The 22,440-nt window shown below is 63.0% G+C and carries 23 protein-coding genes; 11 read left to right on the top strand and 12 right to left on the bottom strand.

The window, feature by feature from the left end; genetic code table 11:
• Positions 1–10: 10 nt before the first annotated feature.
• The 3 genes from AC0L3O_RS11560 to rsmI form a co-directional block, all read right to left on the bottom strand.
• Positions 11–1,927 carry a winged helix-turn-helix domain-containing protein gene (locus tag AC0L3O_RS11560; protein WP_473615621.1) on the bottom strand — a complete coding sequence of 639 codons (1,917 nt, stop codon included), beginning with the start codon at positions 1,925–1,927 and terminating at the stop codon, positions 11–13.
• A gap of 362 nt (positions 1,928–2,289) precedes the next feature.
• Complete coding sequence (locus AC0L3O_RS11555; RefSeq protein ID WP_128185126.1) at positions 2,290–2,667, bottom strand: YraN family protein; 378 nt, start codon at positions 2,665–2,667, stop codon at positions 2,290–2,292.
• Entirely contained in the window at positions 2,660–3,571 is a 912-nt protein-coding gene (rsmI, locus tag AC0L3O_RS11550) for a 16S rRNA (cytidine(1402)-2'-O)-methyltransferase (RefSeq protein ID WP_128245714.1), read from the bottom strand. The genes AC0L3O_RS11555 and rsmI overlap by 8 nt, the downstream gene beginning before the upstream one ends.
• A 166-nt stretch (positions 3,572–3,737) precedes the next feature.
• Here rsmI and AC0L3O_RS11545 point away from each other — a divergent pair, with 166 nt between their 5' ends.
• From AC0L3O_RS11545 to AC0L3O_RS11530, 4 genes are all read left to right on the top strand, one after another.
• On the top strand, positions 3,738–3,935 hold the full coding sequence (locus AC0L3O_RS11545; RefSeq protein WP_023803681.1) for a hypothetical protein: 198 nt from the start codon (positions 3,738–3,740) through the stop codon (positions 3,933–3,935).
• Positions 3,936–3,942: 7 nt separating this feature from the next.
• A complete protein-coding gene (locus AC0L3O_RS11540; RefSeq protein WP_128185132.1) occupies positions 3,943–4,131 on the top strand; it encodes a hypothetical protein in 189 nt (62 codons plus the stop codon).
• A 218-nt stretch (positions 4,132–4,349) separates the two neighbouring features.
• Positions 4,350–5,255 (top strand): FHA domain-containing protein, encoded by a 906-nt coding sequence (locus AC0L3O_RS11535; protein ID WP_473615619.1) that lies wholly within the window; start codon positions 4,350–4,352, stop codon positions 5,253–5,255.
• A gap of 40 nt (positions 5,256–5,295) precedes the next feature.
• The gene (locus AC0L3O_RS11530; protein WP_287235882.1) at positions 5,296–7,065 is read left to right on the top strand and encodes a caspase family protein; all 1,770 of its coding nucleotides are present in this window, start codon (positions 5,296–5,298) and stop codon (positions 7,063–7,065) included.
• A gap of 116 nt (positions 7,066–7,181) precedes the next feature.
• Here AC0L3O_RS11530 and AC0L3O_RS11525 read toward each other — a convergent pair whose 3' ends face one another.
• The 5 genes from AC0L3O_RS11525 to rph all read right to left on the bottom strand — a co-directional run bounded on the left by AC0L3O_RS11525 (position 7,182) and on the right by rph (position 11,735).
• On the bottom strand, positions 7,182–8,585 hold the full coding sequence (locus AC0L3O_RS11525) for a caspase family protein (protein WP_473615618.1): 1,404 nt from the start codon (positions 8,583–8,585) through the stop codon (positions 7,182–7,184).
• Positions 8,586–8,778: 193 nt separating this feature from the next.
• On the bottom strand, positions 8,779–9,942 hold the full coding sequence (hemW, locus tag AC0L3O_RS11520; protein ID WP_128245711.1) for a radical SAM family heme chaperone HemW: 1,164 nt from the start codon (positions 9,940–9,942) through the stop codon (positions 8,779–8,781).
• Positions 9,939–10,601: an RdgB/HAM1 family non-canonical purine NTP pyrophosphatase gene (rdgB, locus tag AC0L3O_RS11515; RefSeq protein WP_128185142.1), complete on the bottom strand. Its 663-nt coding sequence runs from the start codon at positions 10,599–10,601 to the stop codon at positions 9,939–9,941. Before rdgB ends, hemW begins: the two co-directional genes overlap by 4 nt.
• Positions 10,601–11,011, bottom strand: a complete 411-nt coding sequence (locus AC0L3O_RS11510) for a VOC family protein (protein WP_023803675.1) — start codon at positions 11,009–11,011, stop codon at positions 10,601–10,603. Before AC0L3O_RS11510 ends, rdgB begins: the two co-directional genes overlap by 1 nt.
• 7 nt (positions 11,012–11,018) lie before the next feature.
• Positions 11,019–11,735: a ribonuclease PH gene (gene rph, locus AC0L3O_RS11505; RefSeq protein ID WP_128185144.1), complete on the bottom strand. Its 717-nt coding sequence runs from the start codon at positions 11,733–11,735 to the stop codon at positions 11,019–11,021.
• Positions 11,736–11,870: 135 nt separating this feature from the next.
• Here rph and hrcA point away from each other — a divergent pair, with 135 nt between their 5' ends.
• The 3 genes from hrcA (at position 11,871) to cysK (ending at position 14,506) form a co-directional block, all read left to right on the top strand.
• The gene (gene hrcA, locus AC0L3O_RS11500) at positions 11,871–12,986 is read left to right on the top strand and encodes a heat-inducible transcriptional repressor HrcA (RefSeq protein WP_027155899.1); all 1,116 of its coding nucleotides are present in this window, start codon (positions 11,871–11,873) and stop codon (positions 12,984–12,986) included.
• 82 nt (positions 12,987–13,068) lie between these two features.
• A complete protein-coding gene (locus AC0L3O_RS11495) occupies positions 13,069–13,266 on the top strand; it encodes a hypothetical protein (protein WP_023803672.1) in 198 nt (65 codons plus the stop codon).
• A gap of 259 nt (positions 13,267–13,525) precedes the next feature.
• Positions 13,526–14,506, top strand: coding sequence for a cysteine synthase A (gene cysK, locus AC0L3O_RS11490; RefSeq protein WP_023803671.1), 981 nt, complete (start codon positions 13,526–13,528; stop codon positions 14,504–14,506).
• Between the two features lie 302 nt (positions 14,507–14,808).
• Here the strand turns inward: cysK and AC0L3O_RS11485 are convergent, their stop codons facing one another.
• Positions 14,809–16,059, bottom strand: a complete 1,251-nt coding sequence (locus tag AC0L3O_RS11485; protein ID WP_287206295.1) for an RNA polymerase sigma factor — start codon at positions 16,057–16,059, stop codon at positions 14,809–14,811.
• Positions 16,059–16,412, bottom strand: a complete 354-nt coding sequence (locus AC0L3O_RS11480; protein WP_027155901.1) for a YciI family protein — start codon at positions 16,410–16,412, stop codon at positions 16,059–16,061. The genes AC0L3O_RS11485 and AC0L3O_RS11480 overlap by 1 nt, the downstream gene beginning before the upstream one ends.
• Positions 16,413–16,654: 242 nt before the next feature.
• Here AC0L3O_RS11480 and AC0L3O_RS11475 point away from each other — a divergent pair, with 242 nt between their 5' ends.
• From AC0L3O_RS11475 to AC0L3O_RS11465, 3 genes are all read left to right on the top strand, one after another.
• Positions 16,655–17,614: a TAXI family TRAP transporter solute-binding subunit gene (locus AC0L3O_RS11475; protein WP_128185148.1), complete on the top strand. Its 960-nt coding sequence runs from the start codon at positions 16,655–16,657 to the stop codon at positions 17,612–17,614.
• Positions 17,615–17,777: 163 nt separating this feature from the next.
• Positions 17,778–19,880: a TRAP transporter permease gene (locus tag AC0L3O_RS11470; protein WP_473615616.1), complete on the top strand. Its 2,103-nt coding sequence runs from the start codon at positions 17,778–17,780 to the stop codon at positions 19,878–19,880.
• The gene (locus AC0L3O_RS11465) at positions 19,877–20,239 is read left to right on the top strand and encodes a DUF1850 domain-containing protein (protein WP_473615615.1); all 363 of its coding nucleotides are present in this window, start codon (positions 19,877–19,879) and stop codon (positions 20,237–20,239) included. The genes AC0L3O_RS11470 and AC0L3O_RS11465 overlap by 4 nt, the downstream gene beginning before the upstream one ends.
• Before the next feature lie 115 nt (positions 20,240–20,354).
• Here AC0L3O_RS11465 and AC0L3O_RS11460 read toward each other — a convergent pair whose 3' ends face one another.
• Complete coding sequence (locus AC0L3O_RS11460) at positions 20,355–21,350, bottom strand: nucleoside recognition domain-containing protein (protein WP_473615613.1); 996 nt, start codon at positions 21,348–21,350, stop codon at positions 20,355–20,357.
• Positions 21,351–21,469: 119 nt separating this feature from the next.
• Between AC0L3O_RS11460 and AC0L3O_RS11455 the strand changes: the two genes are divergently transcribed.
• Positions 21,470–21,922 carry an Lrp/AsnC family transcriptional regulator gene (locus tag AC0L3O_RS11455; protein ID WP_473615612.1) on the top strand — a complete coding sequence of 151 codons (453 nt, stop codon included), beginning with the start codon at positions 21,470–21,472 and terminating at the stop codon, positions 21,920–21,922.
• A 294-nt stretch (positions 21,923–22,216) separates the two neighbouring features.
• Here AC0L3O_RS11455 and AC0L3O_RS11450 read toward each other — a convergent pair whose 3' ends face one another.
• Positions 22,217–22,363, bottom strand: a complete 147-nt coding sequence (locus AC0L3O_RS11450; RefSeq protein WP_023801394.1) for a hypothetical protein — start codon at positions 22,361–22,363, stop codon at positions 22,217–22,219.
• Between the last annotated feature and the right edge of the window lie 77 nt (positions 22,364–22,440).

Raw genomic sequence — 22,440 nt, 5'->3', positions numbered from 1 at the left:
CAAGGTGCTGCTACTTCGTCACCGAGAATTCATAACGCTTGAAGCGAGACAGCAGGATGTAGTCGTTCGGGGCTCCGGGTGTGACGCTCAGGTTGCGGAATACGGCGCCACAGCCCGTCAGTTTACGCGGATAGGCGCTGCACAAGCTGTCGCCCTGAACCCACATCCGACCGGTCACGACCTCCTCACCAACTGTTCGGGTCACGCTGCCGTCTGCCGCAATCACAGAATGGTAGGCCAAGACATCGGGCAGAACCTGGCGTCCCGTCAGCTCGTGTCCGATCATGAGATTGCCGATGTCGACGCCATTCATCCGTTCAGCAGATTCGGGTTCCATTCCGGCAGGAAGCTCAGAAACCCCTGCCTTCCTCAAGCCATCGAGCAGGCGAACGATATCCTCCTGTCGCTTGTAGACGAAGAACTGCTGCGCGATCAGCAGGTTCGGCTGACCCTCCTGCCTTTCCGACAGCACGCTTCGGAGCTGCTCCAGGGCTGAGGCCGCTTCCGGCAGGCGATCGAGATGCGCAAGCGCTGCGACAAGAACATGCAGGCCGTAGAACTTCGTCCAGGGATTGGGCGACCGAACATCGACCTGCTCAAGCTGCGCGACCGCCTCCTCGTAGCGGCCTTGGCCGAACGCCGCCAAGCCAGCCTGATAGTGCCGCCACTCCGTCCACCCGGGATCGACGCGTAGGGCCGCCTCGAGAAAGGTTCGCCCCTCTGCCGGCCTGCCGTTGAAGATGAGGGCCTGGCTCAGCCCTTCGTAGGTCCAGGAATCGCTCGGGTCGAGCGCTATCGCCTTTTGCAGGGCAGCCACCGCCTCGTCGGACCTATGCTCCCGGACCAGAAGCTCGGAAATCAGCTGATAGTAACCGGGCGACGGATTTCCGGCAGCGATGGCCAGATTGCCGTAGAGCTCGTCATCGATTTCAGTCCAACCAACCCCTAGAGCTCGTCTCCTCGCGTCGTCGGCATCCCAGTGGAGCCATGCCAATTCCGCGGCCGCCGCGCCGAAATCGGCATCCAGCGCCAGGGCCTGGCGCAGGTAGCGAGATGCGTCCACGGTGCCTGATGGTGTATCCGTTCGTCGCGCCTCGATAGCGCGCCGAAAAGCCTGGTAAGCTTCCGGATCGTCAGTATCGCCGGACACGGCCAGGTTTGCTTTTCCCGGGACCAGCTTTAGCTGCAGCGCGGCGACAATCTGACCGGTCACCTGGTCCTGGAGCTTGAACACATCGCTGAACGGACCTTCGAACCGCTCGGCCCAGATCTGGCCAACCGTCGAGGCATCGACCAAGTGCGCATTGATGCGCACTTCATCGCCGAGACGTCTAACCGAGCCCTCCAGCAGGTAGCGGACGCCGAGCTCTTTCGCGATCTTCGCCGGCGGCAGACCGCTGTTGCGATATGCACGCGCGGCATTGCGCGAGACGACAAACAGGCCGGGAACGCGCGCCAGCTCTGTCGTCAGATCGTCCGCGAAACCGTTGGCAAGATAGGCCTGCTCCTCGGCTTCGCTGAGATTTGCGAACGGCAGAACCGCGATCGAGAGCGAGGTCGGCACTTCCGTATCAAATGCAGGCCTCCAGATGAACGCCGCGACTGCGGCAACGATTGCCAGTACAGCGCTTACCAATATCAGGGTTCGCCGGCCTTTGGTCTCGTGCAGGTCAGGAGAGGCAGTGCCGTGAACCTGCGGGTAGCGATCGTGAGGTATGCCGGGCGCTTGGCGTTCGGGGACAAAGCGATATCCCCGTCGCGCGACTGTCTTGAGCAGGCTCTGCTTCTCGTCGCCGATGGCTTTCCTGATTTCGCTGATGCACTGGGAAAGACTGTTTTCCGTCACCGCGATGCCGGGCCAGACAGCGTCCAGGAGCTCCTCCTTGGTCACGACACGGTTGGCGTTGGCGACCAGATGCTTCAGCACCGCAAGCGATTGAGGCCTCAGCGGGACATCTTCACCATGCTCGCCGTGCAGGAGACCGGCGTCGAAATCGAACTCGACACCGTTTAGAACAAGGCTCGGCGGATTGACCAGGTTCAAAGCTGCTCTCGATCATCGTGCTGATCGTTCGGGCGGCATGTTGCTCGGCAGGCCGCCTTGGACTTGAGAATCGGCGCCTGTCGCCGAAAGTCAACTAGCGTTTGAAAGTCGGCACTACTTCCCGGGACGAAACCTTCGCGCTGCGATCGCAAAAGTCCGGAAATGGCGCACCCACAAGCGGTAGCGCCCGCACGTTTCTTCTCGGCGTTGCGGCTACCGTTGGCGCCGATCAATGAGGCCTGAGCTTAGCTCTGCCCGTAAAAAACATTCTCGACATGCACCGGCCAGCGCCACGGCAGCACCGCGACCATGTCGAAGCGCACCGACAACCTGCCATAGTCGGACTGGCGCGACAGCCAGATATCGGCGGCGCTTTCGATGCGGCGCTCCGATTCGTAGCGAACAGCCTCCATCGCTTCCACCAGCGTGCGGCGCGCCTTCACCTCGACGATCAGCACCAGGTCGCCGCGCCGCGCGATCAGGTCGATCTCGCCGAACCGTGTGCGGTGGCGGCGGGCCAGGATCCGATAGCCCTTCACCATCAATGCCGCAGCCGCCAGCCACTCGCTGCGGTGGCCGCGCCGATAGGCGCGCTGGCGGCTGGCGACCGGGCGTTCAGCCATCGCCGTCTTTCCCACTATCCTTGAGTTCGAGCAGCCGTCGGTAAAGCGCCTGCTTCTGGCCGCCGGTCATCTTGGCGGCTTCCGCCGCCGCCTTGGAGGCCGGCATCTCGGCGGCAAGCGAACGCAGAAGCCGGTCGATGTCCGCCGGCTCGTCGGCCGTTGCCTCCGACGGGCCGACGCAGATGACGATCTCGCCCTTCGGCGTGTCGGCCGCAGCGTAATGATCGGCGAGCGACTGCAGGCTGCCGGTCCGTATCTCCTCGAATGTCTTGGTCAGCTCGCGGCCGATCGCGGCCTTGCGGGCGCCACCCAGAGCCTCGACCATCGCGCCAAGCGTCTCGGCCAGCCGGCGCGGCGATTCGAAGAAGATCAGCGTCGCCGGCACGGTTTTAAGCGCTTCCAGCCGCGTCAGCCGCTGGCCGGTCTTCACCGGCAGGAAGCCGGCGAACAGGAAGGCATCGGAGGGCAGGCCGGAGGCCGTCAGCGCCGCGAGCGGCGCCGACGGGCCGGGGATCGGCACGACGCGAATGCCCTGGTCGATCGCTTCGCCGACCAGTCGGTAGCCCGGATCGGAGATCAGCGGCGTGCCAGCGTCCGAGATCAGCGCCACGCTCTGCCCGGCCAGCAGGGCTGCGATCAGCTTTGGGCCGGCCTCGCCGGCATTGTGCTCGTGATAGGCTGACGTGCGGCGGCGGATCCCGTAGCGGTCGAGCAGCACGCGACTGACACGCGTGTCCTCGCAGGCGAGGATGTCGGCGGCGGCGAGCGTTTCAAGCGCGCGTAATGTGATGTCGGCGAGATTGCCGATCGGCGTCGCCACCAGGTAGAGCGCCGGCTCGAGCGGCCGGGCCGGTATCTCGGTCTGGCCGATCACGTAGCTGCGTTTTGCCGACTCGCCGGTCACCGGTGTCCCCCGTCAGGCTCTGACTTTGAATGCATTCGGCCCTGTTTGGCACGGCTCACGCCGGGTTGCAAAACCCATGCCGAAGTGACGCGGCTGTCCTGCCTTTGCCACACTGCGGAACAAAACCGTGCCCGGCGGATTTATGCCTGATCTCGGGAGGAGCAGGATGGACAGCCTCAAGATACAGGACGTTTTCGAACCCTACTATGCAGGCCGCAAGCGCTTTGCCGTGCGAAAGGACAAGGGCCTGCCTGCCAAAGCCGGCGCCGGCTCGGCTAAAAAGCCGCGAAAGCGTCGGCCGTCAAAGGCAACCAAGCTCGAGATCGAGCCCTCGACCGGCACCGGCAGCACGATGGAGCACTGACCAGACGATGCCCAATCGCTTCGACATTTTCATCACCCGCCTTGAAACCAAAAGCTCCCGCAATGGAGCGACCCCACATCCGACAAGCGATCGGTACGGCGCCCGCCGCGACAAGGGCGACGCCAAGCCGGCTCGCGACGGTGAGGCGGACGCCGAGAAAGACCACGCCAGGCGCCGCCCCAAGCACGACGCCTGACTACCGCGACCTTCGCGATTGGCCGAGACACTTCTCTCTAAAGCGCGGGGGAAACGCTCGGCCACATCATTCAACCCGCATACTTCGAGACGCGCGCTTCCAGCAGACGCTCCAGACCTGGGTTCATGAACTCGTCGTCGTCTGGAATGTCGCCAGCCTCTGTTCATAACGTGCTAATATTGAACCTGCGTGCGCGCTTGAGCGTACGGGAGAGGGTCATGTCGGCAACTTTAACCGCACTGAGCAACAGAGAGGCCTACAGGCTGGGAGATTTCAACCTGATTGGTCGTGGCGAACATGCCACCATACGCTTGGACGACGGGGAAGTTTCGCGCCAGCATGCAACGATCCGGCGCGACGGCGCGAACTACTGGGTTGTCGATGTCGGCAGTGCCAATGGCAGTTATGTGAATGACGTGGCGCTCACAACCGCGCGTGTGCTGCACACCGGCGATCGCGTCCAGTTCGGCAGATCAATCTTTCTTTTCGACCAGGGCACGACTGCCCCCGATCCAGATTCGCAAGTGGCGAACACAAAAACGCAATGGGGCAACCCGGCAGCCCCCAAGAGCCGGCCGGCCACTCTGTTCGTTGCTGATTTGAAGGAGTTTACCGGAATTAGCGCAAGGCTGTCCCCGGAACAGGTGGCGGCCCTCCTGGCCGAGTGGTATATGGACTGCAACATGATCTTGAAGCACTACGGTGCCTCGATCGACAAATTCATCGGTGATTGTGTATTTGCTTATTGGCACGAGACCGCTGCGGATGTCTGTGTCTCTGCGGTTCAGGCTGCCCAGGCGCTCCGCGCTGCGGAAGACGCGGCTACGTCGCCAACCCGAGTACTGGTCAGGGAACAACAAGACATCGTACTCGACTGCCGCATTGGCCTTCATGTGGGTGAAGTTGCTATCGGCGCTATGGGCAAAGGCATCAACACCGCGCTAGGCGATGCCGTGAATTTGGCCTTTCGTATTGAAGGATTGACGCGAAAACTGGAGAAGCCGCTATTGGTCAGCGCCCAGTTCGTCGAGCACTGGCCTGAAGGTCGACACTATTTCGAGTCCTGCGGCTATCACGAGGTCAAAGGGCGCGCCGAGATGATCGAGGTATTCAGCCTAAAATAGGCGCGCCAGCAGGAGAATTGTCGAAACGCAAGAGGCAGCCATGGGGTTCAGAAATCTTCAGACATTTCTATTTTTTCTGCTTCTGATGCTGCTGGGCCTTTCAGCGCCGCTAAGCGCTGCGGAAGGTAAGCGCCTTGCGTTGGTAGTCGGGAATTCTGCCTATACGGCGACAACGCCGTTGGCGAACGCCGCCGCCGACGCTCGCGCCTTTGCAGCGTTCCTGAAGGAAAACGGCTTCGAGGTAGACAGTCTGATCAATGTCGACCGGGCTGGTTTCGCGAGAGGACTCTCTACTTTTTCAAAGAAGATCGGTCCAGCCGACACCGCCTTGTTCTACTTCGCTGGCCACGGGATGCAGCTGAAAGGCGAGAATTTTCTGCTCGGGCTCGATGCCGAGCTGCTGTCGGAGTTTGATGTCGACGCCGAAGCCATCGCGCTGAATTCCATTACAGGCATTATGGAGCGGAAAGCCTCGCTCTCGCTTCTTTTCGTCGATGCTTGTCGCAATAATCCGATCGCCGACCGGCTGAATGCAAGCGTCGAAGGCGTCACTCGCGGCGCTGCGTTGAAGGGGCTGGCGCCGGTGAGTTCGACCGGCTCGGGAACCATGATCGCCTTCTCCGCTTCGCCTGGCCAGGTCGCCTACGATGGAGTCGGCGATAACTCGCCTTTCACGACGGCCTTAGTTGAACATCTGTCCAGCCCTTCGCTAGAGGTAGGTACGGCTTTCAAGCGTGTGATCCGCGATGTCCGCATAAAGACAAACAACCTCCAATCGCCGCAGATTGTCTCGAACATTGCCGCTGAATTTTACTTCAACGCCAGCGCGCCGGCGACCGCTGTCGCCGCATCCGATTTTCTCGCCCAGATAGATTTCGAAAAAGCCGAGCGCATTGCCACTGCACGCGGCTGGCAGCTTTACTTGGCCAAGCACCAATCCGGCTCTTTCTCCGACAGCGCGCGCGCTGCGCTGCGCCTGCTCGAAGGTGGCGGCGGTGGCCTCGTGTCGCCGCAGGAAGCCGAAAGCCGCATGAAGCTGACGCAGTCTCAACGGAAGGAAATCCAGCTGACGCTTTCCGACCTCGGATATGACATAGGCGCGGCGGACGGGAATTTCGGTCAAAAGACTCGCAGGGCGATCTCTCGATACCAGAAGGCGCTGGGGCTCACCGAGACTGGATATGTCAATAGCATCGTCGCCAACAGGCTGGAGCTGGTTGGCGTCACGAGGACGGATTCCGCCGTATCTGCCGACGAGGCGCGGCTCTTCGATCCCGAGGATTTGAAAGGGCTCGAAACCGATGAGCGCACTATTCGCGCCGCGCAATGCCTCAGGGGCAAAGAAATCATCTACGGCGAGTTTGGGGGCCGCCTCTATGTAGCAGTTTACGATCGCCACTCGTCTTGGCAGACCGCCAAATCTGCTGCCCAGCGGTGTGAAGCGCATCTGGCGTCGATCTCGTCAAAGGCGGAGAACGACTTTATTTACGGGCTGTTCGAGACTGATGACCGGATGTTCGAAACCGGCTTCGACGGAAGTGTGTCCTACAAGATGGGTCCGTGGATCGGCCTGGAGCAGGATCCGGGGGCGCGCGAGCCTCGTGGCGGCTGGCGATGGCTGACCGGCGAGCCAATGAATTACAACAATTGGCTTCCCAACCACCCCAACGAGCACAAGCAGGGTGATGATTTTGCGATGTTTTATGCTCATCTGGACGGCAACCGGGACACGGCCGACCTCAAGGCGAGCACGTGGGACGATATGGGTCCGCAAAACAGCTCGCACGGCTACATTATTGAGTTTCGATAGGGCGAAGATGGGCGCGCCAGCATGCCTCTCTGCTGCCGCTACCGGTTCTCGCCGGCTTCAACACACAGCTCGTGGCCGCTGAGCGACGCCAGATCGGCAAGTTCTGCCGAGGCACGTCACTCGCAGATTGTAATTCGATCGCGGCAGAAGCCGCTGCCCCGGCGAGCCCCGGCGGCCCGCGCTCGGACCCTGCACTCATCGTGGGTTTCTGCCCTGCAAACGCGAGCTGGCCTGCTCGCGCTCGGAGCAGCGGCGGCACGCTTCTGTTCCGTTGTCGGTCGTGGCCGGGTATTCGGGTTGTTCGCATGGCGGGGTTCTATCGAATTCGGCCGGGCAACCACCGGACACACGCGCGCTGTGCTTCCTTCCAATTCCTTCAAAGCAATTGTTGTCGGTTTCGCCATGTCGATCTCAGCGCCGGAGTGGCGAGCGAAACGGCGCAACGCCTCCCGGGTTCTTCCGCCCCAGATGCCGTCTGGCTTTCCCGGATTACACCCAACGCGGCCAAGCTCGCGCTGTATCCGCTTCGCCAGCTCGTTCGGGGCATCTTCCTGGCTGGCGTCCGATTGATGATCTGCATTCTCCAACTGTTGAATTTGGAGTCTGGCGAGAGGCACAAACAGGCCGTCCGGGTACAGTTGAAGATAATCCTTTAACGCTCCGCTGCTTTTGGAGCCGCGGATTGAGGTCCACAACTCGATTTCCGTCAGGCTCGCATCTCGGCTGCTGTTGTTGGCTGGCGAGACTGCCGTTGGGCCACGAGGAGGGGCAATGAATATATCCCTGCCAGGCAGCGATCCATACGTGAATGGTTCCTGCTTGCCGCCTGTCGCGGCCAGAACAGTGTCGCGAACCTTGCGGAACACGAATTGGATGTCTACCCCGGGTTCACCCAAATGCGCCAACAGCCCTGCAGTGTAGGGACTGTTCCGTCCCGCTCCATCGAAAGCGGTTGTACCTTCCTTCGCAGCGTACCCAACCAAGGTTCCGGCTGCCGGTTCAATCGCAGCCAGGCCTCTGCCAATGGAACGCGTTGCATTTGATCTTCGCATGGCCGCGATAAAAGGGTTGTCCCGGCAAGCATCAAGTAGAACCACCCGCACGCCGGAGACACGGGACAACGCGTTCATCACCAGATCCAGCGGGATTGCCTCAAACTCGACGTCGGAATCAGCGCTCAGGCTGACATCTGTAGGAACGAGAAAATTTCTATTCTCAACCTCAACCCCATGTCCCGCGAAGAAGATTATTGCGAAATCAGCACCTTCCGCCTCGCGACCGAACTCCTGCAGAGCTTTCCTGAACGCGGTATGGTCCAAGTCCATCTTGCGAGATACTTTGAACCCTACCTTTGAGAGCAAGGCCGCCATGTCAGCAGCGTCATTGTTCGGATTGGGAAGTCTAGCGACCCGTTGATAGCTCGAATTGCCGATCACCAGCGCAACACGTTTTTCAGCCCACGCCACCTCCAGCCCGCCGATCAGAGCAATGACAGCAAGCGCGATGTTGAAGAGGCGCATTTTAGCCCCGTGCTCTGCTTCAGCCGCATATTAGCGGCGCCCGACCGAAGCTTGACCAGTCAGACCCACGCTTGCAAGTAATTATCGGCTGCGGATGGCAGTGGGATGGCCATTTGGCCAAGCAAGCCGAATTTCCAGCATCCTTGCGTGAGCCGACAAATTGTCTGGGACAGGCCAGCTCCTGGCCCAAGCTTTACCGCGCCAGATCCGCCACCACAGCGTCCAGCACGATCATGCCGGCCGGCGTGGCGCGCAGGCGGGCATTGCCGATCGGCGCCACCAGCCCCTCGCCCTGCAGCATCGACAGCCGCGCCGTCGACAGGCCGCGGCCGGAAAACGCTTCGTAGCGGGAGAGGTCGATGCCCTCGGCCAGCCTCAGCCCCATCAACAGGAACTCGTCGGCCTCTTCCGAGCGCGTCAGGATCTCGCCGCCGGTGACACCATGGCCTTTTGCTTCGACCAGATTGGCCCAGGTTTCCGGCATTCGTTCGGCGATCGTCACCACGCGACGGCCGTTTTCGACGAAGCGGCCATGCGCGCCAGGACCGACGCCGACATATTCGCCATAGCGCCAATAGGTGAGATTGTGCCGGCTTTCGGCGCCTGATCTGGCGTGGTTCGAAATCTCATAGGCCGGCAGCCCATGCGCGGCGGTGATCTCCTGCGTCAGCGCATAGAGATCGGCGGCATGGTCATTGTCGGGAATAGCGAATTTCCTCGCCGCATGCAGCGCGTGGAACGGCGTGCCTTCCTCGATGGTCAGTTGGTAGAGCGACAAATGGTCGGCGGTGTGGCCGATCGCCTGCTCGAGCTCCGCCTGCCACGCTTCCGGTGTCTGGCCGGGCCGCGCGTAGATCAGGTCGAACGACAGCCGCGGGAAAATCTCACGCGCCAGCCCAATCGCATGCAGCGCTTCATCGACATTGTGCAGCCGGCCGAGAAAGCGCAGATCCTTGTCGTTCAGCGCCTGCACGCCGAGCGACACCCGGTTGACGCCTGCCTCCCGGTAGCCGCGAAAGCGCTCGGCCTCGACCGAAGACGGGTTGGCTTCCAGCGTCACTTCGATGCCGGCTGGCACTGTCCAGTTCTTCGCCACCGCGTCCAGCACCGTCGCCACGGTTTGCGGCTTCATCAGCGATGGCGTGCCGCCGCCGAGAAAAATGCTGGTCACCTCGCGCGGTCCGGTGCGGTTGCGCATCGTCGCAAGCTCGGTCTCGAAGGCGCGCGCAAAACGCTCCTGGTCGACCGGCTGGTGGCGGACATGGCTGTTGAAGTCGCAATAGGGGCACTTGGCCGCGCAGAACGGCCAGTGCACGTAGACGCCGAAACCGGGGCTGCGGTCGAGCAACATGGTCATTTCACCGCCGATCGCGCCAAATCCAGTCTGGCCTGCGCGAATTTCTGGAAGGCGCGAGCCCGATGCGACAATGCCGTCGGCTGGCCGGGCTTCCAGCCATGTTTCTCCTCTGCGGTCATCTCGCCAAAAGTCTTTTCGAAACCGTCCGGCACGAACACCGGGTCGTAGCCGAAGCCGAGTTCGCCGCGCGGCGGCCATACCAGCGTGCCCTCGACCTCGCCGCGGAAATATTCGGCCGCGCCGTCGGGAAAGGCCAGGCAGATGACGGCGACGAAGCGGCCCTTGCGCTGCGCTGGATCAACCGCGCCGACTTCCTGCAACGCCACTTCGGCTCGCTGCATCGCCATGCCGAAGTCGCGGGCCCCGTCCGGCGCCTCGGCCCAGTTGGCGGTGTATACGCCGGGCGCTCCGCCCAGTGCATCGACACACAGGCCGGAATCGTCCGACAATGCCGGCAGGCCTGTCGCCTTGGCGGCGGCAAAGGCCTTGATATAGGCGTTCTCCTCGAAGGTGGTGCCGGTCTCGTCCGGCTCCGGCAGGCCATATTCCTTGGCCGACTTCGCTTCTATGCCGAACGGCGCCATCAGATCGGCGAATTCGCGCAATTTGCCGGCATTGTGGCTGGCGACAACGATCTCATGTCCATCAAGCGAATGCATCAGATGCCCCAGATTCTTGGCTCGGCGAATTCGATCGAATTGCCGGAGGGGTCGCGAACATAGATCGAGCGGCCACCCTGCGGCCATTCGAACTCGCTTTCGATGGCGATTTTCTTCCGCTCAAGATGCGCTCTCCAGCGCACGATCTCGTCCGCGCTCGCCGCAAAGCAGAGATGGCCGTCGCCGACCGTGCCGTGCGGCGGCACTTTCAGCCTGGCATCGGGCGCCGGCGGCACCTTGGTCGCCTCGGCGTTGAAGATGAGCAGCACACCGTCCCCGCAACGGAAGAAAAGATGCCTGCCGTCGACCTTGCCCAGCAGATCGAGGCCGAGCACATCGGTGTAGAATTTTTCCGCGGCATCGAGGTCGGTGACGTAGAGCGCTGATTCGAGGATGGCGGAAGGAGTCATGACAGGGTTAAGCTACAGCCATCTGCTGCAAGCTGACCAGTCGCGTAATACCTTTCTTGGCCAATTCCATCAGCGCCGCAAATTGCGCTTCCGAGAAAGGCTCGCCCTCGGCCGTGCCTTGTATCTCGACAATGCCGCCCTTGCCGGTCATGACGAAATTGGCGTCGGTGCCGGCCGATGAATCCTCGAGATAGTCGAGGTCGATGACCGGCTGGCCGTCATGGATGCCGCAGGAGATAGCCGCGACATGGTCCTTCAGCACCTTGGCGACGCTGGCCATCTGCCGGGCTTCCATCCAGCGCAGGCAGTCGTAAAGCGCCACCCAGCCGCCGGTGATCGAGGCGGTGCGCGTGCCGCCATCGGCCTGGATCACGTCGCAGTCGACGGTGATCTGCTGCTCACCCAGTGCCTGCAGATCGACCACTGCGCGCAGCGAACGGCCGATCAGCCTCTGGATTTCCAGTGTGCGGCCGCCTTGCTTGCCAGCCGAAGCCTCGCGGCGCATGCGCTCGCCGGTCGAGCGCGGCAGCATGCCGTATTCCGCCGTCACCCAGCCCTTGCCGGAATTGCGCATCCAGCCCGGCACCTTTTCCTCGAGGCTGGCGGTGCACAGCACGTGGGTGTCGCCGAACTTCACCAGGCACGAGCCTTCCGCGTGCTTGGAGACGCCGCGCTCAAAGGAGATGGCGCGCATTTCGTCGAACTGGCGTTTGGAAGGGCGCATTCAGGCTTCTTTCTTGTCGTTTTAGGAGTCGTGGCCGGCTTGTAGCCGCACGCGACGAGAGGCGCAAAGGAAAATGGACCAGTTGCGCGGGCGCGGCCGATGTCTATATCCTTGGGCCGGAGGTATTTGGCTCGAATGACCAAGGCAGTCGATCCCGGTTCCCAGTCGGCGGCAGCGCTCCAATCCCCCGCGCTTCAATCGCCCGCCCTTCAATCGCTCGACATGCGCTCGCGCGACATCTTTCGGCGCATTGTCGATTCCTATCTGAAGGACGGCGAGCCGGTCGGCTCGCGCAGCCTGTCGCGTATCCTGCCGTCTTCGCTTTCGCCGGCCACCATCCGCAATGTGATGAGCGATCTCGAGCATCTCGGCCTGATCTACGCGCCGCATATCTCGGCCGGCCGATTGCCGACCCAGGCCGGCCTGCGCTTCTTCGTCGATGCCTTCATGGAGCTTGGCGACCTCTCCGACGAGGAGCGCCGCACCATCGAGGCGCAGGTACGCGCCTCCGGCTCTGGTGCGACGCTGGAGCACATGCTCACCGAGGCCAGCCAGATGCTGTCCGGCATGTCGCGCGGCGCCGGCCTCGTGCTTGCCGCCAAGAACGAGGTGGCGCTCAAGCATATCGAATTCATCCAGCTCGAGCCGAACAAGGCGCTGGCCGTGCTGGTGTCGCAGAACGGCGACGTCGAGAACCGCGTCGTCGACCTGCCCGCCGGCATCACCGTCTCGCAACTGCACGAAGCCTCGAATTTCCTCAACGCCCATATCCGCGGTCGCACGCTGGCCGAGGCGCGGGTCGAGATCGCCCGCATCAAGGAAGAGACCAGGGCCGCCCTCGACACGCTGTCGCAGGATTTGGTCGAGAAGGGCCTTGCGGTCTGGGCAGGCGCCGAGAGCGGCTTGCCGGCGCGTCTCATCGTGCGCGGTCGCGCCAATCTGCTGGAAAATGTCACCGCCCAGGCCGACATCGAGCTGCTGCGGCATTTGTTCGAGGATCTGGAGACGCAGGACGGGCTGATCCAGCTTCTCGACCTCGCGGAGGAAGGCTCCGGCGTGCGCATCTTCATCGGCTCGGAGAACAAGCTGTTTTCGCTGTCGGGGTCGTCGCTGGTCGTGGCGCCCTATCGCGACAAGGACGCCCGCGTCATCGGCGCGCTCGGCGTCATCGGCCCGACCCGGCTGAACTATGCACGCATCGTGCCGATGGTCGACTATACCGCGCAGCTTATTTCCCGCATGCTGCGATAATGCATGTCGCCCAAAAAACCGAAGCGTGTCGCACGGATCCCTTCCAACGCGACACGCTTTAGGGAACCTCAAGGAGAAAAAAATGGCGCTGGAATCATTCAAGGCTCAGATCAGCCTGTTGCTCGAGCAGATGATCAACCAGCCCGAGGATCAGCATGAAGTGCAGGAGCAGTTGCGCGAAAAGCTGGGGGAGATGCGCGCCATGGGTCTGCCGCTGCCGGCCGATCTCGTCGCGCTGGAAAAGCGCCTCGACGACGATTTCTACGCCGCCGGGAACTGAGCCCCAAAAATTCAAGGACGGCAAGCCGACCGGCGAACGGTCTGGGCCGACCGGTGTTGCGGTGGCCAAAGGACGGCGCTGGCCTCGCTGAGGAGTCACCTGCGGGCGAGGATGCATTCAGCATGCGACCCGTCGGATATTTTCAAACGGCAGGCTAGCTTGCGCGGCCGAAGGCTTTATCCTGCCTGGTCGAGACTTAGTTGCCTGACTCACTTGATTGCCTGACCCTTGCCCATCTGACCTCTTGGGAGCGAAACCAATGAACAAGCCCGCCACCACCGTGCCTGTGCCCGGCCGCGGCCGCATCTACAATTCGATCACCGAGACGATCGGCGACACGCCGCTGGTGCGGCTCGACAAGTTCGCCGGGGAAAAGGGCGTCGTCGCCAATCTGCTGGCCAAGCTCGAATTCTTCAACCCGATCGGCTCGGTCAAGGATCGCATCGGCGTCTCGATGATCGAGGCGCTGGAGGCATCGGGCAGGATTGCGCCCGGCAGGACCACGCTGATCGAGCCAACCTCGGGCAACACCGGCATCGCGCTCGCCTTCGCCGCCGCCGCCAAGGGCTACAAGCTGATCCTGACCATGCCGGAAACCATGTCGGTCGAACGCCGCAAGATGCTGGCGCTGCTCGGCGCCGAACTGGTGCTGACCGAAGGGCCGAAAGGCATGAAAGGCGCCATCGCCAAGGCCGACGAGCTGGCCGCGACGCTGCCCGACGCCATCATTCCGCAGCAGTTCGAAAATCCCGCCAATCCGGAAATTCACCGCCGCACCACGGCCGAGGAAATCTGGAACGACACTCATGGCGAAGTCGACATCTTCGTCGCCGGCATCGGCACCGGCGGCACCATCACCGGCGTCGGCCAGGTGCTGAAGCAGCGCAAGCCCTCCGTGCATGTGGTCGCCGTCGAGCCGGAAGCCTCGCCGGTGCTGTCGGGCGGCCAGCCCGGCCCCCACAAGATCCAGGGCATCGGCGCCGGCTTCGCGCCAAAAATCCTCGACACGACCATCTATGACGAGATCGTCAAGGTCTCCAACGAGGATTCGGTCGCCAATGCGCGGCTCGTCGCCCGCCTCGAAGGCGTGCCGGTCGGCATCTCGTCGGGCGCTGCCCTGCAGGCGGCGATCGTCGTCGGCTCGCGGCCGGAGAACGAGGGCAAGAACCTGGTGGTCGTTATTCCGTCCTTCGCCGAACGCTATCTGTCGACGATCCTGTTCGAAGGGCTGGGGGCTTAGGGCATATTTGTGCCGGCCTGCGATTGCGGTTTCCTGCGCTTCCGTATCGCCCGCTAATTGTCGAAGCCGGCGCTGCCCCTCACCTGCCTGCCGGCATCCTCTCCCGTAAACGGGGCGAGGGGCGCTCTCATTGACGGCTTCGCCAATCGCCAGCGTTGCAGAAAAAAGTGCCGACACCGCGACCAGCCTCTTTCTCCCCGTTTGCGGGGAGAAATGCCCGGCAGGGCAATGAGGGGCGGCGCCGGCGCTCGGCCTTAGATCGCAAACATCGGATCATGTCTGACCCCGGCCTTTCCCGGACCTCATTCTTCGGCTGCGAGCCCAGCCCGTCGTGCCTGCAGGAACCGGCGCACGGCCGGGTCGCGTTCGAGGCCGATCGCCCGGTCATAGGCCCCAGTAGCCTCCCGAGTTTTGCCGAGTCTGGCCAGAAGGCCCGCGCGGGCGGCCCAATAAGGCTGATAATCATGCAGCCGTTTGTCGTCGCCAAGCTCATCAAGTGCACTCAATCCCGCCGCGGCGCCGTCGGCCTCGGCAATGGTCACCGCGCGGTTGATCGAGACCACCGGCGAGCCGGCAATCACCGACAGCGCATCATAGAGCTGTTTGATCGCGGCCCAGTCGGTCCGGCCGGTCAGCCGCCTTGTCGTATGGGCGGATTGCACGGCTGCCTCGAGTTGATAGCGGCCGACGACGCGCTTGGCCGCGGCGTGCTTCAGCAATGTCTCCGCTTCGTCAATCAAGGCGCCGTCCCACAGCCCAAGCTCCTGCTCGGCTAAAGGCACATAGTCTCCGGCGGCGTTGCGCCGCGCCGCACGCCGCGCCTCGGCAAACAGCATCAGCGCCAGCAGGCCAAGCGCTTCCGGCTCATCCGGCATCAGCGACGCCACCAGCCGGCCGAGCCAGATGCCGTCGGTCGCGAGATTGCGGCGCCGGGTTTCGGTGCCGTCCGGGTCGGCCCAGCCTTCGGCGAACGCGGCGTAGATCGCTTCCAGCACCGCATCCAGCCGCTCGCCAAGCTCTGCCCGCTCCGGCACGCGGAACGGAATGCCGGTCTCGCGGATGCGGCTTTTGGCGCGCACCAGGCGCTGGCCCATCGTTGCCGGCGACACCAGGAAGGCCGAGGCGATCGTCGCTGCGTCGAAGCCTAAAATGGTCTGCAGGATCAGCGGCGCGCGCACGCCGGCTTCGATCGCCGGATGGGCGCAAGCAAACATCAGCCGCAGCCGCTCATCGGGCAGGTCTTCATCGATCATGCGGGCCTCCATCTCCTCGGCGATCAGTCTGAGATGGTCGCGGCCCGCCTCGCTGGTCAGCCGCCGCCGGATCGCGTCGACGCGGCGTCTGCACGCCACCGCCAGCAGCCAGGCTTCCGGCTTCTCGGGCACGCCGGTTTGCGGCCAGCGCTCCAGCGCCGCCGCAAAGGCGTCGGCCAGCGCGTCCTCGGCGCCGGCCACGTCGCGCGTGCGGGCGGCGAGGAAGGCGATGAGCTTGCCGTAGCTTTGCCGGGCGGCCGCTTCCGCCGCCGCCCGGGCGACCTCCAGGTCATTCGTCATCACATGGTTTGTTCCCAGATCGGCCGCACCTCGACTGTGCCGGTGCTGGCAGCTGGGCATCGCGCCGCCCAGGCAATAGCCGCGTCGGCGTCCTCCGCCTCGATCATGTAGAAACCGGCGAGCTGCTCCTTGGTATCGGCATAGGGACCGTCGAGCACGTTGGTCTTGCCGTTGGCCATCCGCACCGAGGTCGCGGCTTGGGTCGGCTTCAGCCGGTCACCGGCCAACCAGGAGCCGGACTTCTTCAACGCCTCGGTATAGGCGCCATAGGCTGCGCTGATCTCGTAGGTCTTCTCCGTCGGCGCGGCCGCCATCGCGGCTTCGTTCACGTAGATCAAAAGCATGTATCGCATGGTCTTCTCCATTTTCGAAGGCCGCATCGTTGCGAGCCGAACCTATGTCGCGCGGCCTCGCGCGATTTCGACAGGCTCTGCGAAAATCTTTCGGCTCCGATCGCACATCGCGCAAGCGGCCATGCGTTGCGGCATCACTCAGCCGTTCGTCTAATGGATATTATTGCGGGTTGGCATTTCCCGCCCGCTGTCTAAACTCGCCTCGGGTCGCGCGGTGGCAGATATTTCAGGGAGGAGACCACATGCACAATTTCAGGACGAAATTTATTGCCGCCGGCGCGCTGGCGCTGTCGCTGGGCCTTGGCGCGGTGTCGGCCAAGGCGCAGGAATTCATCAACGTGCTGACCGGCGGCACCTCGGGCGTCTACTATCCGCTCGGCGTCGCACTGTCGGAAATCTACGGCAAGGGCATTGAGGGCGCCCGCACCCAGGTGCAGGCGACGAAGGCCTCGGTCGAGAACCTCAACCTGTTGCAGCAGGGCAAGGGCGAGATCGCCTTCGCGCTCGGCGATGCCGTCAAACTGGCCGCCGAGGGCAACACCGAAGCCGGCTTCCCGGGCAAGCTCGACAAGCTGCGCGGCATCGCCGCCATCTATCCCAACTATATCCAGATCGTTGCCAGCAAGGAGTCCGGCATCAAGACGCTTGCCGACCTCAAGGGCAAGAGCCTGTCGGTCGGCGCGCCGGCCTCCGGCACCGAGCTCAACGCCCGCGCCATCTTCGCCGCCGCCGGGCTGAAATACGAGGATCTCGGACGGGTCGAGTACCTGCCCTTCGCCGAATCGGTCGAGCTGATCAAGAACCGTCAGCTCGACGCCACGCTGCAATCGGCCGGCCTCGGCGTCGCCTCGATCCGCGATCTCGCCACGTCGGTGCCGATCAACGTCGTCGCCGTACCGGCGCAGGACGTCGCCAAGATCGGCTCGCCCTATCTTTCGGTGACCATTCCCAAGGGCACCTATGAGGGCCAGACCGAGGACGTCGCGACCGCCGCCGTCGGCAATTTCCTCATCACCCACGCCGATGTCTCCGACGAGACCGGCTATCAAATGACCAAGCTGCTGTTCGAAAATCTTGACCAGCTCACTGCTGCCCACGCCGCCGCCAAGGCGATCGACATGGCCAAGGCGCTCGACGGCATGCCGGTGCCGCTGCATCCCGGTGCCGAGCGGTATTACAAGGAAAAGGGATTGGTGAAATAAGGCCGCTCCCTCCCCCTTGAGGGGAGGGTGCCGAGCGAAGCGAGGCGGGTGGGGTCGGTTCAGGCCGCGCACTGCCGCAACGACCCCACCCGTCCATCCGCCTTCGGCGGCTGTCCACCCTCCTCTCAAGGGGGGAGGATTGCGCCCCGCCAGGAACCCGCCAATGACCAACGCCCATCCCGAAACGCCGACCGTTCTTTCCCCCACGGCCGAAGCCCCGCTCGAAGGCCTGCCGCCGGGTTTCGGCGACGGCATCGCCGGCAAGGCCGCCTTTCTCATCGCCATCGCCTTCTCCGTCTTCCAGATCTACATCGCCGCCTATGGCAGCCTGCCGAGCCAGGTGGTGCGCGCCATGCATGTCGGCTTCTTGCTGCTGCTCGGCTTCGGCCTGATCGCCAACCTGCGCGCCACAAGCACACCGGCAAAAGCAGCATTCTGGACGCTCGGCCTGCTCGGCTTTGCCACCGGCCTCTACAATTGGGTGTTCTACGCCGATCTCATCCGGCGCTCCGGCTTCCTCACCATCCCGGACCTGATCGTCGGCACGGTGCTGGTCGTGCTGGTCTTCGAGGCCGCGCGGCGGCTGATGGGGCTACCGCTCGCCCTGATCGCCTTGATCTTTTTCGCCTACGCTTCCTTCGGCAATCACCTGCCGCCGCCCTTCATCCATCGCGGCTATGATTTCGCACAGCTCATCGACACCTTCGCCTTTGGCACCGAAGGCATCTACGGCACGCCGGTCTACGTCTCGGCCGCCTATATCTTCATCTTCGTCGTCTTCGCCGCCTTTCTCGAACGCGCCGGCATGATCGCACTGTTCAACGATTTCGCGCTTGGCCTGGTCGGCACGTGGCGCGGCGGCCCGGCCCAGGTCTGCGTTCTGTCCTCGGCGCTGATGGGCACCATTTCCGGCTCCGGCGTCGCCAATGTGGTGGCCAGCGGCCAGTTCACCATTCCGCTGATGAAGCGCTTCGGCTTCCGTTCGGCTTTCGCCGGCGCGGTCGAGGCGACCTCTTCGATGGGCGGCCAGATCATGCCGCCGGTTATGGGCGCGGTCGCCTTCATCATGGCCGAGACGCTGAACATCCCCTATGCCGAGGTGGTCAAGGCAGCGATCATCCCGGCGCTGCTCTATTTCGGCGCCTGCTTCTGGCAGGTGTACCTGGAAGCCGGCAAGGCCGGCCTGCAGGGCATGGCCAAGGCGGACCTGCCCAATCCGTGGCACGCGGTGAGAAGACATTGGCCGCTGGTGCTGCCGCTGGCCGCGCTCATTTATCTGCTGTTTGCCGGCTATACGCCGATCTTCGCCGGCACCATGGGGCTGGCGCTGACCATCGTGCTCATCCTCGGCACGCCGCTGGCGGCTTTGATCGGGCCGCTTGCCTTCCGCATCGTCTTTTGGCTGGCGCTGGGGCTTGCCGCCGCCTCCTTCATGAGGTTCGGCGTCAACATCCTCAGTTTTGTCATCGCCGGGCTCGTCATCGCCTGCGTCACCTTCAGGGGCGGACGCGAGACGCTGCAGATATGCATAGATTCGCTAGCCGAGGGAGCAAAGAACGCGCTGCCGGTCGGCATCGCCTGCGCCATCGTCGGCGTCGTCATCGGCACCTTGACGCTCACCGGCATCGCCTCCACCTTCATCGGCTGGATCATCTCCATCGGCGAGAACAATCTGTTCCTGTCGCTGGTGCTGACCATGCTCACCTGCCTGGTGCTCGGCATGGGCATACCGACGATCCCCAATTACATCATCACCTCGTCGCTGGCCGGGCCGGCACTGCTGTCACTCGGCGTGCCGCTGGTGGTCAGCCACATGTTCGTCTTCTATTTCGGCATTATGGCCGACCTCACTCCGCCGGTGGCGCTGGCCGCCTTCGCCGCCGCGCCGATGGCCAAGGAGAGCGGCCTCAAGATCGGCATCCAGGCCACCAAGCTTGCCGTCGCCGGCTTCGTCGTGCCGTTCATGGCGGTCTACACCCCGGCGCTGATGCTGCAGGACCCCGGTCCGATCGCCGCCCAGTTCGGTTATCCCGTCGAGGTCGCCTATATCGTCGCCAAGGCCTGCATGGGCATTGCCCTGTGGGGCGCAGCCGCCGTCGGGTTCCTGGCCCGGCGCATGGCCTGGTGGGAACGTCTCGTCGCCTTCGCCGCCGGCGTGCTGCTGGTTGCCGCACTGCCTGTCACCGACGAAGCCGGGTGGGCACTCTCTGTCGCCTGGATCGGCTGGCACTGCTGGCGTGCGCGGCAGGCCTCCGGCACCGCATGAGCCTCTGTATCCTCGTCGCAGGCAAGACGGTGACGCTCACGGTGGCCGCCTTCACGCTCGCCTGGACGCATTCGGTGGAAAAGACGCATTGGCGGGAGGACTGGAAGGTGACGCCCTCCGGTTTGCAGATCGCCGAGGCACGGATCAAGGGCTCGGGCGCCGGCATGGAACCGCCGGAAGGCTCGGTGCTGCGGGACGGTTGGTGGGTCTATAAACCCAAGATGGCGCCGCAGCGGCGCCTTGTGCTCGCGGCCTCCGGCGCGACCGGTGAAGGCTGGACGCTGTGCACGGTTCAGGGCTGCCGCGAACTGGGCAAGGCGGCAGGCGACACGACGGTGCTGGAGCCGTGCGAAGGTTAGTACCAGCCGCGGTAGCGGACGGTCGGCAAGCGGGTGCGGGACCTCGTCCTCCAGGGCGTTGTCGGATGTCGAGTTCCGGGCACAGCCACATAAGCGGACCAAAGACGCTCCATCGTTAGCCGCCAAAACCGGATTCCGACTGAGCGAGCCGACTTTCTTCCTTGCGGAAGAATGCTTTGAAAAACAGAATGTCGGAAGCCGACCTGATTGCCCGGGCGATCAACGCGGTTGCGAGCACGGCAAAGATCAGGCGAACGAAAAACACACTGGTGAAGTCTGCACCCAGAGCGATGACAACCAGCGTGTCCTCTATGAGACTGTGGGCAAAGCCCATGAACACGCAAGCGAGGAAGATCTGGCGCGGGTCTACGCTGGTCGTGCGCGCCTCGCGGATCAGCAGTCCCGCGCCATAGGAAATTCCAAGAAACAGACCGACCGCAGTGAACGGCACCGCTTGTGACTGGATGCCGGCAAGGCGAAACAGCGGTGAAAGCCCGTTGTTCAGCCAACCCAGGATGCCCGACATCTTGAGTAGCTCGATCAGCCAGCTTAGTGCGAGGAGGATGACGAGCATGGTTGCCAGGGTTTTGAGCATGCCTGGAAAAAAACTGCTCCAATCAGTGCCTTCGACCATTGGCATCCACGCCGGCTTCAGCGGCTCGGATAGCCATCCGGTTGCTGCGAATATCTGGTGCAGGAGCATGGCAAGGATCAGTCCGCCGCCAATGCGAAGTGCTGCAGTGACCACGAAGCTTGGCCCAACCTTCTGAATGATGCGTTGTTCAATCGGAATGGCATGCGCAAATAGCAAAAGGGTTGAAAGAACGGTCATGTCGGCAGTGCTCAACGTCGAAACCGGGGCCAGAGTGAACACGGTCACCACCGCGCCCCAAATTCCCACCAGCAATCCCGTTAGCCAGGCAAGAGCGAGCTCGGGCGGCAGTCCAACCAGCGTCATGAGAGGCGCGAAGAACGGAGAGATCGCCCGGATGACACCAAGATCCTGCAGGATCTGTGTGGCTATCGTGACCGGAACAATAATCCGAACCAATTCCCAATAGATTTCAAGCGTTTCCAGCGTCTTTCGATAGAGGGCGGTCTGCACTGCCATGGCGATTGTCTCCGTGATTGACGCCAAATGACTACCGTGAGACGGTTCGCATTTGTGGTCAAAATTTGCGGACTTGTGCAATAAAATTGCAGACCGGTAGACGACGACGGAGGACCGGAATGGACCGGATCGACGGGAAGCTTCTCAAGCTTTTGCAAGAAGACGCTTCGCGAACCAATGCCGACCTGGCGGCGGAGGTCGGGCTTTCACCCTCCAGCTGCTTGCGCCGCATACGGCGGCTAAAGTCAGTCGGTGTCATCGACCGCGTTGTCGCGCTTCTTGATCCGGCCAAGGCCGGCAGGGGGATGAAGGCTATCGTCACGGTCGAGCTGGAGCGCCACGGCGAGCAGCATATGCGCCGCTTCCTCGAGCTTGCCGCCATGGAACCAGGGGTGATCCAGGCCTACAGCGTGAGCGGCTCGACCGACGCTGTCCTTATGCTGCGGCTGATGGATATGGACGAGTTTGACACTTTGTGCGAGCGGCTGTTCCGAGATCGGACGAATGTGGCGCGGTATTACACCATGTTTGTGATTCGAACCGCCAAGGAGACGACCGCAATCCCGCTCTAGCTTTTCGGAGGCAACTTGGCGGAAGGGATCTTGCAGCTACTGGGCGGTCACGCGAGTCCCGGCTGCCTGGTGTCAAACGGCACTTAGCTTGCCGGCGGCGAGATATAAGCCCCAGAATCTCGAAGCCCAGATTCTCGAAGCCCCAGAATCTCAAAATTCTGGAAACTCAGACCCTTGGCGTTGTCGCACGCCGCCTGTCGGCGAGCCCAGGACGTTCCGTGCGATAGGTGGTCGCACGATGATCGGCGGCCGGCCTGCAGATCCGGCTATCGTGACGGCTTTCCATGGTGGTCATCAGTGCGCGCTGATGCCGAGCGTGTGGCCGCGGCGTGCGCAAGCGGGGCCTGGGCCGCGCATGTAATAGCGCTCCGGCCGGTAGGTCGGCGCGACGAATTCGCGGATGGCAGCAGCGTAGCCGATGAGGTGCGTCAAGAAGTTCATTTTCCCTGTCCCTGTCCCGATTTCGGATGTCCCTTCCGAATTGCGTGGGATCATAGCGTCGAGGCGTGAATACTCGG

This window comes from Mesorhizobium sp. WSM4810 (genome assembly GCF_055811235.1).
This window is presented reverse-complemented; position numbering and strand designations above follow the sequence as displayed.